Below are 13,986 nucleotides of genomic sequence, written 5' to 3'. Positions count from 1 at the left end.
ACGTCATGACGTTGGAGGCGTTGAGGGACGCGGATCCACGGCAGGTGGGGCGCTACGCCCTCCTGGGCCGGCTGGGCGAGGGCGGCATGGGCGTCGTCTACCTGGGCGAGGACCCCGGCGGCACGCGGGTGGCCGTCAAGCTCATCCACGCCAGGATGGACGCCGACCCCGACTTCCGGCGCAGGTTCGCCCGCGAGGTGGCCGCGGCCCGGCGGGTCGCCCGCTTCTGCACCGCCCCGGTGCTCGACGCCGACGTGCACGCGGACGTGGCGTACCTGGTCACCGAGTACGTCGAGGGGCCCAGCCTGGACGACGCGGTGCGCGACTCCGGGCCGCTGAAGGGCTCCGCGCTCGACGGGCTGGCCGCGGCCATGGCGATGGCGTTGCGGGCCATCCACGGGGCCGGGGTCGTGCACCGTGACCTCAAACCGTCGAACGTGCTGCTGTCCCAGGTGGGGCCCAAGGTCATCGACTTCGGCATCGCGCGACTGGCGGAGTCGGAGATGAGCAGCGCGATCGTGGGGACGCCGTCGTACATGTCGCCCGAGCAGGTGGCGGGGTCGCGGGTCGGGCCGGCCTCGGACATCTTCTCGTGGGGCTGCACGGTCGCCTTCGCCGCCGGGGGGCGGCCGCCGTTCGGGTCGGGGTCGGTGCCGACGATCCTGTTACGCATCGTCAACGAGGCTCCCGAGCTGCGGGGGTTGTCGGGGCCGCTGCTGGACCTGGTGACGGCGTCCCTGTCCAAGAGCCCGGTCGCCCGCCCCACGGCCCAGGACCTGATCGACCACCTCAGCACCGCCACCCCCTCAGCCGCCGCCACACGACCTCCCGCCGGGCCGCCGGACACCCTCCCCCCTTCACCCCCCGAAGAGACGACGGCGGAGAAGCGGCGCCCGAACGCCACACCACCACCCCCCGCCGGATCGCCGGACACCCTCCCCCCTTCACCCTCCGAGGAGACGACGGCGGGGAAGCGGCGGACGAGGCTGCTGGCCACGGCCGCGGCTGTCGTGGTGGCGGCCGCCGGCGTCACCACGGTCCTGCTGTGGCCCCACGACGACACCCCCGCGAGCAGCCGCACGGCCACCACCACGACACCGGCCACCACCACGACAGCCCGCAACCCGCTGCGCGAGAACGGCGTCACCTTCTACTCCGAGAAGGAGAAGGCCGCCGCCCGCCAGGCCGCCGTCTGGCGGAAGGACCGCCCGGCCGACGCCGCGCTCATGGACCGGCTGGCCGCCGTCCCCCACGCCATCCGCCTGAACCAGCCCGAGGTCAGGGCCACGGTCGAGACCGCCGTGACCGCCGCGCAGGAGGCGGGCGGCGTGCCCGTGTTCCTGATCAACTACATGCCGGGCGGCGGCGACTGCGCCGCCACGGGCGCCGGCGAGATGAAGGTCTACCAGGAGTGGGTCAAGGGCGTCGCCCACCAGATCGGGGACCGCAAGGCCGTGATCATCCTGGAGCCGTCCAGCCTGGTCAACCTCCCCGGCACCAAGGACTGCACGTCTGCCGGCACGGCCGAGCAGCGCTACCGCGACCTGCGCGAGGCCGTGCGGTCGCTCAGGACCGGGCACGCCGGCACGGCCGTCTACCTCGACGGCAGCCAGGACCTCTACCCCGGCACCGAGGTCATGGCCCAGCGCCTGATCGGCGCGGGCATCGACCAGGCCGACGGGTTCTTCGTCAACACCGCCTCCTTCCAGCGCACCCCCAGGGCCGTCGAGTACGGCAAGTCGCTGTCGGCCTGCATCGCCGTCATGCGCAAAACCGGCGGCACCACCTGCCCGAAGGACGCCGACCCCGGCGGCGACCTGCCGCACTTCGTGGTGGACACGGCCAGGAACGGCCAGGGCTCGTGGTCGCCGACGAAGAAGTACAAAGACCCGCAGACCTGGTGCAACCCACCGGGCCGTGGCGTCGGCGAGCGGCCCACGACCGACACGGGCGAGGAGCTGGCGGACGCCTACCTGTGGATCACCCGGGCCGGCAGCTCCGGCGGACGGTGCCGGCGCGGCACGGACGGCGACAAGGACCCCGAGCGCGGCGTGGTGGCGCCGGAGAGCGGCGAGTGGTGGGCCGACCTGGCGCTCGAACGCGCGAGGAACGCCCGGCCCCCGTTGCGCTGAGGAGAACCCGATGTTAAGCGCACGTTAGATCTGAGCCGCCGCACCTTGTCCGAACAACCTTCTGGGGAGAGGCTCTGGCCTGCACCCACTCCCCCCAGGAGGTCCTACATGAACAAAGCGCGCGTGCCGTGGAAGGCAGTGATCGGCGGCTCCGTCGGCAATCTGGTCGAGTGGTACGACTGGTTCGTCTACAGCAGCTTCGCCGTGTACTTCGCCGCTTCGTTCTTCCCTGACGGGGACGACACGGCCAAGCTGCTCAACACCGCGGCCATCTTCGCCGTCGGCTTCTTCATGCGCCCGCTCGGCGGCTGGCTGCTCGGCCGCTACGCCGACCGCCGGGGCCGCAAGGCGGCGCTCACGCTCACCGTCACGCTGATGTCGGCCAGCGCGCTGCTGATCGCCGTCGCCCCGACGTACGAGTCGGTCGGTTACGCCGGCGCGCTGGTCCTGGTGGTCGCGCGGCTGCTCCAGGGCCTGTCGGTCGGCGGCGAGTACGCCGCCAGCGCCACGTACCTGACCGAGGCCACCCCGCGCGGCCGGCGCGGCTTCGCCTCCAGCTTCCAGTACGTCTCCATGACCGCCGGCCAGCTCGTCGGCCTCGGCCTGCAGATCATCCTGCAGAACACGATGTCGAAGGAGGCCCTGAACTCCTACGGCTGGCGCGTGCCGTTCGTGGTCGGCGCCCTGGCCGCCGCCGTCGTGTTCTACCTGCGCCGCAGCCTGCTGGAGACCGAGGCGTACGGCGAGGAGGAAGAGGAGCGCCGGGACAAGGGCACCATCAGGCAGCTCCTCGCGCACAAGAAGGAGGCGCTGCTGGTCATCGCCCTGACCATGGGCGGCACGGTCGCGTACTACACCTACACGACGTACCTCACCAAGTACCTGTCGAACACCGCGGGCCTGGCGAAGGAGACGGCCACGCTGGTCAGCTTCTGCGCACTGTTCATCTTCATGTGCCTGCAGCCGCTGGCCGGGGCGCTGTCGGACCGCATCGGGCGCAGGCCGCTGCTGATCACGTTCGGGATCGGGTCGATGCTGGGGACGGTGCCGTTGATGACCGCGCTGGGCGGGGCGAGCGGCTTCGGGGGCGCGCTCGTCCTGTCGCTCGCCGGCCTGGTGATCGTCACCGGCTACACCTCGATCAACGCCGTGGTGAAGGCCGAGCTGTTCCCGACGCACGTGCGCGCGCTGGGGGTGGCGCTGCCGTACGCGATCGCGAACGCCCTGTTCGGCGGCACCGCCGAGTACGTCGCCCTGTGGTTCAAGGACAAGGGCATCGAGTCCGGCTTCTTCTGGTACGTCTCCGCCTGCGCCGCCGTCTCCCTGGTCGTCTACCTGACCATGCGCGAGACCCGCGACGCGGCGCTGTCCCGCAGCGAGGGCGCCGAGCCGTCGGATCCGGTCACCGCCCGCGTCTAACCTGGCACCATGCGGGTTCTCCTGGTCGAGGACGACGATCGCCTCGCCTCCGCGCTCACCACGGCGCTGGCCCGGCACGGCCATTCGGTCACCCGCGCCGGCCTGGCCGTCGACGCCCTCCGCCTGGCGGGGGGCGTCGACTTCGTGCTGCTCGACCTGGGCCTGCCCGACATGGACGGGCTCGACGTGCTGCGCCGGCTGCGCCGCGTCTCGGCGGTGCCGCTCATCGTGGTCACTGCGCGCACGCAGGAGCGCGAGGTGCTGCGCGGCCTGCGCTCGGGGGCCGACGACTACCTGGTCAAGCCGTTCCGCACGGTCGAGCTGATGGCCCGCATGGAGGCGGTGCTGCGGCGCGGCACGCGTCCGATGCCGGTGCGCGACCACGTGGTGTGCGTCGGCGACGTGCGCATCGACCTGGAGTGCAGGCAGGTCACGGTGGCCGGGCAGCCGGTGGCGCTGACCAGGCGCGAGTTCGACGTGCTGGCGCTGCTGGCCCGCGAGCCGGGCGTGGTGCGCAGCCGGGAGGAGATCCTCGACGAGGTCTGGGGCGATCCGCTGCTGTCGGCGTCCCGGTCGCTCGACGTGCACGTGGCGGGGCTGCGGTCCAAGACCGGGCGTCCCGGGCTGGTGGAGACGTTGCGCGGCACCGGCTACCGGCTGGGCCCGGCGGGATGAACGCGCGTCTGGTGGTCACGTTCACCACGCTGATCGTCTTCCTGATCGCGGCGCTGGCGGTGCCGCTCGGCCTGGCCTACGCCTCCCACCGGACCAACCGCCTGCTGCTCGACCGGCGTGCCGACGCCACCCGCTTCGCCGAGCTGGCCGACGCCGCGGCCCGCGACGACGACCGTACGGGCCTGATCACCGAGGTCTCCCGCTACGCCGACCTGTACGGCGCGGCCGTCCGGGTGCGCGACCGCGACGGCTCGATCCTGGTCTCGGCCGGCCGGTTCGAGGCCGACGACCGGGAGGCGACCCGGCTCGCACTGTCCGGCCGCACGACCGAGGACCTGCCCACGGTCAGCCCGTTCGGCCCGGCCACGGTGCTGCTGGCCGAGCCCGCCGGGCGTGACGCGCAGCTGTCCGGCGTGGTGCTGCTGGAAGCCCCGACCGGGCAGGCCCGGCTGGACGTGTCGCTGGTCTGGGGCGCGCTGGCGGCGGGGGCGCTGGTCGCGCTGGCCTGGTCGGCGCTGGCGGCCCGGCGGCTGGCCCGCTGGATCCTGCGGCCGGTGACCGAGCTCGACCGCACCACGCGGGCCATCGCGCAGGGTCAGCTCGACGCGCGGGCGCATCCAGGGGCGGGCCCGTCGGAGCTGCGGCGGCTGGAGGAGCGCTTCAACGCGATGGCCGACGCGGTCTCGGCCGCGATGGAACGGCAACGCGCGTTCGTGGCCGACGCCTCGCACGAGCTGCGCACCCCGCTGACCGTGCTCGGGCTGCGGCTGGAGAACCTGGAGCCGCACCTGCGCGAGGAGGGCACGGCCGAGTACGCCGAGGCGATGTCCGAGCTCGACCGGCTGGCGTTGCTGGTGGAGGACCTGCTGGCGCTGGCCAAGGTGGAGGCGGGCGCGGGTCTGGCGGGCAAGGAGGTCGTGCTCGGCGAGCGGCTGGCGGTGTGGCGCGAGGTCTACGCGGCCAAGGGCGTGTGCCTGGTGGCCGACGTCCCCGCGGGCGCGGTGGTGCCGGAGGCGGCGGCCAGGATCGCCGACATCGCCCTGGACAACGCCCAGAAGTTCGTCCCCGAGGGCGGCACGGTGACGGTCACGCTCGACGGCGAGGTGCTGCGCGTCGCCGACGACGGGCCGGGGCTGGGCGCGGAGGAGCGGGCCGAGGCGCTGGGGCGGTTCTGGCGGTCGGGGGCGCACGCGAACGTGCCGGGCAGCGGGCTCGGCCTGGCCATCGCCGCCGAGCTGGCCAAGGCGTGCGGGGCCACCCTGCGGCTGCTGCCCGCCGTGCCGCACGGGCTGGTGGTCGAGCTGGCCCTGGCTCAGCCGTAGACCGAGCGGTAGTAGCGGGCCGCGCCCGGGTGCAGGGGCACGACGCCGGTGCCGATGGCGTAACGCCTGTCGAGGCGGCCGCCGGGGGCCGAGGGGGCCTGGAGGCGGTCGCGGGCGCGGAAGAGCGTCTCGGTGACGGTGAAGGCCAGGTCGTCGGGGAGCGTCGTACGGCACATCAGGTAGCTCGGCGTGCCCACGGTCGGCACCTGCCTGGCCAGCCCGTACGCGCCGGCCGGCACGGCGGCGTGCTCGTAGACCGGCCCGTAGCGGCGGCGCAGCACCGGCACCAGCGACTCCAGCGGCACCAGCGCGATGTCGTCGAGCGCGGCGAGCGCGGGCGTCGGCACGCCGCCCGACCAGAAGAACGCCTCGATGCGGCCGGCGCGCAGCTCGGTGACGGAGGCGTCGAGGCCGAGCCTGGTGATCCGCGGCGGCGTGCGCAGCCCGGCGGCCGACAACACGCGCGTCGCGGTCACCGCCGTGCCCGACCCCTCGACCCCGATCGACACCGGACGTCCCGCCAGGTCGCCGACGCCGGTGATGCGCGCGCCCTCGCGGACGACCAGATGCACGTAGTTCATGTACATCCGGGCCAGCGCGGAGACCGGCTGGTGGCGCACCCTGACCGCGTCGTCGGCGCTGTCGGCCAGCGCGAACCCGACGTCGGCCCGGCCGCCGGCCATCATGGTGAGGTTCTGGACGCTGGCCGCGGTCTCCACCACCCGCACGGTCAGCCCGTCGTGCCGCAGCTCGCCCGCCAGCCGCTGACCGAGCGCGCCGTACGGGCCGCCCGCCAGCCCGGTGACCAGTCGCAGCTCGGCGGGCCTGGCCGTGGAGCAGCCGGCCGCGAGCGCGGCGAGCCCGAGGAAGGCTCGGCGGGACATGGGCATGATTTCACGGTATCCGGTCCCGCAGAATGGACAGTGTGACCGAACGGGACGCACGCCTGCGCATCGCCGCCGAGCTGAGGATGTTCCTGCCCGTGAGCCGCCGGCGGGAGTGGCAGGAGGTGACCACCGACGGCACCTCGACGCTCGGCCACCACGTGGAGTCGCTCGGCATCCCGCTGACCGAGGCCGGCCCGATGGTGTCGGACGGCCGCGGCGTGGCCCCGTCCCACCTGCTCGTGCCGGGCGAGACGGTCGAGGTGCACCCGATGCCCCGGCCGCAGCCGCTGCCCGCCGAGCCGCGGTTCCTGCTCGACGTGCACCTCGGCACGCTGGCCCGGCGGCTGCGCCTGCTCGGCGTGGACACCGCGTACCACAACGACATGGACGACCCGGCGCTGGTGGTCCAGGCCAACGAGGAGCGGCGGGTGCTGCTCACCCAGGACCGCGGCCTGCTGCGCCGCCGCGCGCTGTGGCTGGGGGCCTACGTCCGCGGCTCGCGCCCCGCCGACCAGCTCCGCGACGTGCTCGAACGCTTCGAGCCGCCGCTGGCCCCCTGGACGCGCTGCACGGCCTGCAACGGCGTGCTCGTGCCGGTGTCGAAGGACGAGGTCGGGCCGCTGCTGGAGGCCGGCACCCGGCGCAGCTACGACGCCTACGGCCGGTGCGGCGACTGCGGCCAGGTCTACTGGCAGGGCGCGCACAGCGACAACCTTGAGGAGATCGTGCAATCGGCGCGCATTTGGGCCAATAGCCACTGATTCCCTCTTTGAGAACGACCGTCAAGTTGATCTCAAAAACACCCTCGGCCGGGGTTACGCGGACGATCAAGGGTATGAGCAGGGGAAACGGCATCACCCGAAACAGGGTGCACGCCGACACCCTTCCACCCCGTTGAGCAAAAGACTCCAATTCGACGTTTATCCGGAAAAATTCGGACACGTCGCGTTTCCGCGTATCCATCTCGCGGCGCACGATCGGGGGAAATACCGCAAATGGCCAAGAATCGAAAGCTCGGCCACGGTGCCGGGCCCGCTCCTCGCGTATGGAGCGTCAGAAGGAAGTGGGCGACCGCCATTGTCGGCATGGCCACGACGCTGGTGGGCCTGCCCGGCGTCGTGGTGAAGTACAGCCAGGCGCAGAGCGAGCGGGAGACGCCCCGGCTCGTCATCACCGCGCCCGTCACCGGCCCCGGGGCCACCGCCTCGCCGTGCCCGCTGGTGAGAGGCACCGCCACGCTGCCCGAGGGCACGACCCTGCTGATCGGCGTACGCCGCACGACCGGCATGCCGCGCACCAGACACACCCGCTTCTACCGCGTCGACACCGTACGGGCCTCCGGCCAGTGGGACGTGCCCGTCTCGCTCGAAGGCGGCGACCCCGCCATGGCCGGGGAGTGGTATTCGATCACCGCGCTCACCGTGCCGACCGAGTGGGCCGACTTCCTGGAGAAGGTCGGCGGCACCCCGGGCGATCCGCTGATGTCCGCGTCCGCGATGCCGCCGCACGTGGGCGAGACGCCCTCCATAGAGGTCCAGCGGGACGCCGGTCCGGCCACCTGCTGAACCCCGCTCTGAGCCTCGCCGTGCCCTCGCCGTCAGGCGCGGTCGAACTCGCTCGCCTTCACGCCCGCCACGAACGCGTCCCACTCGGCGGGCGTGAAGAACAGCTTGGGCCCGTCGGGGTCCTTGGAGTCACGCACGACGACCAGCTCGGCCTGCCCGCCCTTGTGCTCAGGGCCGCCAGGAACGTTCTTGAGCTCGGCGATCTCCACGCAGTTGCCGCCGTTGTCGCCGGAAAAACTGGACTTCTGCCACTGGGCATAGCTCAGGTCCATCGTTCCACCATGGCTTTCTTTATCGTTTCAAGGGACATGCTCAAGGGCAACGCCTCGGTACGGATGGCCTCGAACCGCTCCACGGCCGCCGAGACGTCCTCATGATCGCTCGTGGTGATGCCGCGCACCGCGGTTTCCGCGTACAACACCTCGGAGCCTCCGTCCAGGGTCGCGATCACGAAGCCACCCGTCAAGCCGGAGTGCAGCCCGTGCGGGAGGACCTGGATGCTGAGCCGCGGGGTGACCGCGTCGAGCAGCCGCCGGAGCTGACCCTTCATCAGCTCCGGCCCGCCGATGGGCCGGAACAGCACCGCCTCGTCGATGACGCAGCGCAGCGACGGAGGGTCGTCGCGGGCAAGGATCGCCTGCCTCTCCATGCGCGCCGCCACCGCGGCCTCGTTGCCGCGCAGCAGGGCGCGGGCGTACTGCTCGGTCTGCAGGAGGCCGGGCACCAGGAGCGGCTCGTAGGTGCGCAGGGTGAGCGCCGCCTGCTCCTTCTCGTGCCACTTGCCGAACCAGGAGGGGAAGATCTGGCCCTTGCGCCAGTCGAGCAGGCGGCGCAGGGCTCCGCCGGTGCCGAGGGCCTTGTCGCAGGCCTCGGCGAACTCGGGGCTGGCCGGGAGCTGACCGGTCTCGACGCCGCTGATCAGGCCCTCGCTGAAATGGATACGCTCGGCGAGCTGCCCCTGTGTCAGGCCCGCCGACTTCCGGTAGTGCCGCAACTCCCTGCCCCAAATCGCCTGAGGCGCGTAGAAGTCGGCCACCCCGCCCTCCCCTCGCCCGGGTTCAACGCCAACGGCACGGACTTCAAAGTCCACTCCTTGCAATCAGATCACTACCGACCGTAGTCATATGGCGTCACGCTGGCCACATGAAATCCGAAAGTCCCGCCGTGACGCTCGCCCACCGGCGGCCCCTGCCGGACACGGTCCTCGGCGAGCGGCGGATGCCCCGGCACCCCGGATGCGTCTCCTCCGTCCGGCGGTTCGTCCGCGACGTCGCCACGGATCACGAAGCGGCGGAGGCCGCCGTCGAGATCGCGCAACTGCTCGTCTCGGAGCTGGCCACCAACGCGCTCACCCACGACTCCTCGACCGAACCCGTCCGGGTCGTGGTGGTCAGGGAGGGCCGGCTGCTGACCGTGGAGGTCCGCGACTCGTGCGCGGCCCTCCCCCGGATGGGCCAGGCCGATCCGCTGGCCTGCCGGGGGCGGGGGCTGGCCATCGTCCATCGGCTGTCCTACGACTGGGGCTGGAACCCCGTGCCGCCCGGCAAGGCGGTCTGGTTCCAGGTCGTCGCCTGGACGTCCTAGCGGCACACGTCGAACGGCTCGACCCCCGGCAGGTACGTCCGCCACTCCGCCGCCGTGAGCGCGCGGCCGGCGCGGGCGCACACGGTCGCGGCCACATGCCGCCGGTCGAGGTCGTGCGTACGGAAGGCGCCGTCGTCGTCCAGGGTGTACAGCTTGGTGCCGTCGGCCGAGAAGCCGAGCCAGACGTTGTCGCCGGTCGACTCGGCCATCGCGTCGAACACGACCCCGACGTACCGCCGCGAGGCCACGTCCCACAGGCGGATCCGCGGGCCCTTCTCGTACGTGGCGATCAGCCGTCCGTCGGGCGACCAGACCGGCAGCGCGAACTGCTCCGCGCCCGGCACGCTGGGGAAGGCGCCGAGCATGGTCCGCAGGTCCCGGTCCCACAGCGTGATCCGGTCGGGATGCGAGAAGGCCACCTGACGGCCGTCCGGGCTGTAGGCGAAGGCGCCGCCGACCCGCCGGGCCTCGGCCCCCACCGGCAGCACGGTCCCGCCCGCCGGATCGTAGAGCCGCAGCTCAGGGCCTCCCATGAGCAGCCGCGAACCGTCCGGCGCGAAGCTCATGGGCCCGGCGCCCGTCACCTTCGTGGTCCGCGCCCGCGAGCCGGCGAGGTCATGCAGCTCCAGCGGCAGCTGTCCCTCGAACCTGGACGGCAGCACGGCCAGGGTGCGGCCGCCGGGGTCGAAGGCGAGCGCGTCGGCCTTCTCCGCCCCCTTCCCGGCCAGCCGGAACGCGTGTGTCTCCCGCCCGCTCAGGACATCGAGCACGCGGAGGCGGGCGCCGTCGCCGTAGGCCAGCCGCGTGCCGTCCGCGCTGAAGGCCATCGCCGAGCCGTCGCCCTTCCAGGCGATCGGACCGGCCAGACGGCGGCGGGTCGCCGGGTCGAGCAGTTCGAGCCGGTCGTCCCGCTTGACGGCCAGGACCCGGCCGTCCGGGCTCATCCGCAGGTCGGGCAGCTCATCGTCGAGCCGGGGATCGAACAGCGTGGAGACATCGACGGTGGAGACGCCGCCCGCCGCGTTCAGCAGGCGTACGGCCTTGCCCGCCAGGTCGAAGCGGACCTGCGTGACGCCGTCCGGCACCGGGAGCAGCAGTGCGGTCACCAGGCTGTCGCGCGGCCGCAGGGCGAGCAGGTCCGCCGGCCGCCAGGTGGCCACGTACCGGCCGTCGAAGACCAGGTCCGCGGTCTGGGCGTTCTCGCCTTCGAGCTCGTACTCGGTGGTGCCGGAGGGCAGCTCGTACAGGTGGACCTTGGGTTTGTCGTGGCGGGCCACGTCCTCGACGACCACGAGGGCACGGCCGTCGTCGCTGAACCTGGCCTCGACGGAGGTGCCGGTGCCGGGCAGCGCCGGCAGGTGCAGCCGCCGGCGGCGGCCCAGGTCCCACACCTCGGACCGGTCCTCGCCGTCGGCGACGAAGCCGTAGCGGCCGTCGGGGCTGACGCCGTTGAGTATCGCGCCGCCGGGGGCGGTGAGGGGGGTGCGGGTGGCGACGTCCCACCATTGCTCGCCGTCGGAGCCGTACGGCACCGCGAGACGGCGGCCGGTGCGGTCGAACTCCAGCGCCCCGAACCCGCCCGCCCTGCTCGCGAACCGGCCGCCGAGGCGGCTGCCGGTGACGGTGTCCCACAGCCGCACGCCCTTGCCGTCCAGGGCGGCCAGGAGGCGGCCGTCGAGGCTCACGGCGACGCTCTGCACGCCCGCGCCGAGTCCGGCCAGCTCGTGCAGCTTCCGGCCGGTCGGGACGTCCCAGAGGCGGGCGGTGCCGTCCGTCACGGAGGCCAGGACGTGGCCGTCCGTGCTGAGCGCCTGCACGCTCCCCGCGTCCACGTACGGCGCCACGAACACGTCGGTGACGTGCTGGGAGCCCGCGTCGTACAGCGCGCCCGCCGTCTCGACCAGCGCCGGGGCCAGCCGCCAGGCCGCCACGGAGAGCAGGCCGGCCAGCGCGGGCTCCAGCTCGCGCAGCCCGGCGGCGCGCAGCGCCAGCTCCCTGGCCAGCGCCTCGTCACGTTGCCGGGCCGACTCCCTGCGCAGGTACTCCGCCGCGCCGAGCCCGCCCAGCGCCGCCACCAGCAGCACCGCCAGCACGGCCGCGAGCAGGCCGCGCCGCCGGGTGCGCCTGCGGGCCTGCCCGGCGGCGGCGTCCAGGAAGTCGCGTTCGCGGCCGGCCAGGGTGAGGTCCTTGCGTTCGGTGGCGGCCCACTGCAGCGTGCGGTCCAGGTTGGTGCCCTGGAGCAGGTCGGCGGGCTTGCGGCCGTGGCCGTCCCATTCAGCGGCGGCCTCGGCCAGGCGGCGGTGCACGGGCAGCCCCTCGCGGTTGCCCGCCAGCCAGTCGCGCAGCCGCGGCCACGCCTGCACCAGGCCGGGGGCGACCAGTTCGTACGCGCCACCGCCCGGCGCCAGGATGCCCGCCGAGACGAACACGGCGAGCATCGAGTCGACCGCCTTGGCCTCGGGCAGCTCCTCGCGCTCCACGGGACGCAGGCCGTCGTCGTCGAGCAGCCGCAGGAAGACCTCGGGCACGGCCGTCCGCTCGTCCTCGCTCAGCTCGCCGTAGAGCTCTTCGGCGATCGCCCCCAGATCGGGCCCGGCCTGCCCCCTCAGCTCCCCCGCCACGATCCCGCCACGGGCCAGGGGGTCGCCGGCGTCCCGGCGGGCGCCCTCGCCCAGCAGGCGGAGCAGCAGGTCCCCGGCGGCTGGACGGGCGTCGGGATCGCGGGCGGTGGCGGCCGACACCAGCGGGGCCAGCTCCTCCGGCAGCCCGGTGACGTCCGCCTCGAACTCCAGCACCCGGCCCACGACCGCCATCGGCTCGCCGGCCTCGACCGCGTCGCGCCCCCGCGCCGCGAACAGCACCACCATCCCCCACGCCCACACGTCGGCCGCCTCGGTGGCGGCGCGCCCGGTGAGCACCTCGGGCGCCATGTAGCCCGGCGTGCCCATGACCGGCCCGGTCGTGGTCGGCCCCACCTCCCTGGCCACGCCGAAGTCGATCACGCGCGGGCCGTCCGGGCCCAGGATGATGTTGTCCGGCTTGAGGTCGCGGTGGACGATCCCGGCCTGATGGATGGCCGTCAGCGCGGTCACGACGCCGATCGCCAGGCGGCGCAGCGCGTCCCCCTCGTACGCCCCCGCCCCCGCGGCCACCTCCCGCAGGCTCGGCCCCGGCACGTACTCGCTGACGATGTACAGCGGCGCGTCGTCCACCTGCGCCTCGATCACCCTGGCCGTGCAGAACGAGGCCACCCGCTGGGCCGCCGCCGCCTCCTTGACCAGCCTGGACCGCGACTCCGCGCTGTCGGACCTGGGCACCTTGACCGCGACGCGCTCCCCGGCCTCGCCGTACGCCTCGTAGACCACGCCCTGGCCGCCCGCGCCCAGCCGTGCGGCCAGCCAGTAACGCCCCAAGCGGTGAGGGTCGGACGAAATCAGGGGAGCCATCAGATGTGCCATTCTGATCGACATCTCCTCCGAAAAGGAAGGCCGCGTGGAATTCCGCATCATGGGGCCGCTCGACGTCCGCGACGGCGGCCGGGATCGTACCCCCACGACCCCGAAGCACCGGGACCTGCTGGCGATGTTCCTGCTGAACGCGGGCCGCCCGCTGACCGTGGAACGGCTGCGCCGGCTGCTGTGGCCACGCGAGGGCGGCGACCGCTCCGACTCCCTGGTCCGCGGGTACGTGGGCCAGCTCCGCCAGCTCCTGGGCAAGGACGTGATCACGACCGTGTCCGGCTCGTACGTGCTGGCGATCGGCGCGCACCAGCTCGACGTCGACCGGTTCCGGCTGCTGGTCGACCGCGGCTCGTACGAGGAGGCGCTGTCGCTGTGGCGCGGCCCCGCCCTGGAGGACCTCGACCCCGACGGCGAGCGGTGGGAGGAGACCCGGCGCCTGCGCGAGGAGCTGGAGGAGCTGCGCCTGCTCGCCCTGGAACGCCGCGTCCAGGCCGACCTCGACGCCGGCCGCCACCGCGAGCTGCTGGCCGAGCTGAAACGGCTGACCAAGCAGCACCCGCTGTGGCAGCGCTTCCGCGGCCAGTACATGCTGGCCCTCTACCGCAGCGGCCGCCGGGTCGACGCGCTGGCCGCGTACGCGGTGCTGCGCGACCAGCTCGACGGCGGCCACGCCATCGAGCCCGACCCCGAGCTGCAACTGCTCTACCACCGCATGCTCCACGACGACGTGTCGCTGCACGTCTCGGCGGGCCCCCCGGTGCTGCTGCCGCCGGACATCGCGAACTTCACCGGCCGCGCCGACCTGCTCGACCGGGTGGTCGGCGGCCACGTCGTCGTGCACGGCCAGGCCGGCGCGGGCAAGTCGGCCCTGGCCCGGGCGCGCCGCCACGGGGGCGCCCCCCGCGAGCGGCCAACAGCCGAAGAGCGGGGGGGGGGGAAGG

At 73.4% G+C, this 13,986-nt stretch carries 12 protein-coding genes; 8 read left to right on the top strand and 4 right to left on the bottom strand.

The window, feature by feature from the left end:
* The first annotated feature begins 5 nt into the window (after positions 1 to 5).
* The 4 genes from ABZ459_RS34345 to ABZ459_RS34330 all read left to right on the top strand — a co-directional run bounded on the left by ABZ459_RS34345 (position 6) and on the right by ABZ459_RS34330 (position 5,548).
* Positions 6 to 2,132: a glycoside hydrolase family 6 protein gene (locus tag ABZ459_RS34345; protein WP_357979319.1), complete on the top strand. Its 2,127-nt coding sequence runs from the start codon at positions 6 to 8 to the stop codon at positions 2,130 to 2,132.
* A 108-nt stretch (positions 2,133 to 2,240) separates the two neighbouring features.
* Positions 2,241 to 3,551 carry an MFS transporter gene (locus tag ABZ459_RS34340; protein ID WP_357979317.1) on the top strand — a complete coding sequence of 437 codons (1,311 nt, stop codon included), beginning with the start codon at positions 2,241 to 2,243 and terminating at the stop codon, positions 3,549 to 3,551.
* A gap of 9 nt (positions 3,552 to 3,560) precedes the next feature.
* Positions 3,561 to 4,226, top strand: coding sequence for a response regulator transcription factor (locus tag ABZ459_RS34335; RefSeq protein WP_357979315.1), 666 nt, complete (start codon positions 3,561 to 3,563; stop codon positions 4,224 to 4,226).
* The gene (locus ABZ459_RS34330; protein ID WP_357979313.1) at positions 4,223 to 5,548 is read left to right on the top strand and encodes a HAMP domain-containing sensor histidine kinase; all 1,326 of its coding nucleotides are present in this window, start codon (positions 4,223 to 4,225) and stop codon (positions 5,546 to 5,548) included. The genes ABZ459_RS34335 and ABZ459_RS34330 overlap by 4 nt, the downstream gene beginning before the upstream one ends.
* Here the strand turns inward: ABZ459_RS34330 and ABZ459_RS34325 are convergent.
* A complete protein-coding gene (locus tag ABZ459_RS34325) occupies positions 5,539 to 6,438 on the bottom strand; it encodes a TAXI family TRAP transporter solute-binding subunit (RefSeq protein WP_357979311.1) in 900 nt (299 codons plus the stop codon). The two genes, ABZ459_RS34330 and ABZ459_RS34325, sit on opposite strands and share 10 nt — an antisense overlap.
* A 26-nt stretch (positions 6,439 to 6,464) precedes the next feature.
* Here ABZ459_RS34325 and ABZ459_RS34320 point away from each other — a divergent pair, with 26 nt between their 5' ends.
* A complete protein-coding gene (locus ABZ459_RS34320; RefSeq protein ID WP_357979309.1) occupies positions 6,465 to 7,196 on the top strand; it encodes a Mut7-C RNAse domain-containing protein in 732 nt (243 codons plus the stop codon).
* 324 nt (positions 7,197 to 7,520) lie between these two features.
* Positions 7,521 to 8,000 carry a hypothetical protein gene (locus ABZ459_RS34315; protein ID WP_357979307.1) on the top strand — a complete coding sequence of 160 codons (480 nt, stop codon included), beginning with the start codon at positions 7,521 to 7,523 and terminating at the stop codon, positions 7,998 to 8,000.
* A gap of 32 nt (positions 8,001 to 8,032) precedes the next feature.
* Here ABZ459_RS34315 and ABZ459_RS34310 read toward each other — a convergent pair whose 3' ends face one another.
* Entirely contained in the window at positions 8,033 to 8,272 is a 240-nt protein-coding gene (locus ABZ459_RS34310) for a DUF397 domain-containing protein (RefSeq protein ID WP_357979305.1), read from the bottom strand.
* Entirely contained in the window at positions 8,263 to 9,036 is a 774-nt protein-coding gene (locus ABZ459_RS34305) for a helix-turn-helix transcriptional regulator (RefSeq protein ID WP_357979303.1), read from the bottom strand. Before ABZ459_RS34305 ends, ABZ459_RS34310 begins: the two co-directional genes overlap by 10 nt.
* A gap of 107 nt (positions 9,037 to 9,143) precedes the next feature.
* Between ABZ459_RS34305 and ABZ459_RS34300 the strand changes: the two genes are divergently transcribed.
* Positions 9,144 to 9,584, top strand: a complete 441-nt coding sequence (locus ABZ459_RS34300) for an ATP-binding protein (protein ID WP_357979301.1) — start codon at positions 9,144 to 9,146, stop codon at positions 9,582 to 9,584.
* Here the strand turns inward: ABZ459_RS34300 and ABZ459_RS34295 are convergent.
* Complete coding sequence (locus ABZ459_RS34295) at positions 9,581 to 12,997, bottom strand: serine/threonine-protein kinase (RefSeq protein ID WP_357979299.1); 3,417 nt, start codon at positions 12,995 to 12,997, stop codon at positions 9,581 to 9,583. The genes ABZ459_RS34300 and ABZ459_RS34295 overlap by 4 nt on opposite strands.
* 79 nt (positions 12,998 to 13,076) lie before the next feature.
* Here ABZ459_RS34295 and ABZ459_RS34290 point away from each other — a divergent pair.
* Positions 13,077 to 13,986: AfsR/SARP family transcriptional regulator (locus tag ABZ459_RS34290; protein ID WP_357979297.1), on the top strand; the 910-nt coding region annotated here is incomplete at its 3' end.

The organism is Nonomuraea sp. NPDC005692 (genome assembly GCF_040631115.1).
Taxonomy (GTDB): Bacteria; Actinomycetota; Actinomycetes; order Streptosporangiales; family Streptosporangiaceae; genus Nonomuraea.
The sequence above is the reverse complement of the archived record's forward strand: the minus strand, read 5'-3'. Positions and strand labels throughout refer to the sequence as shown.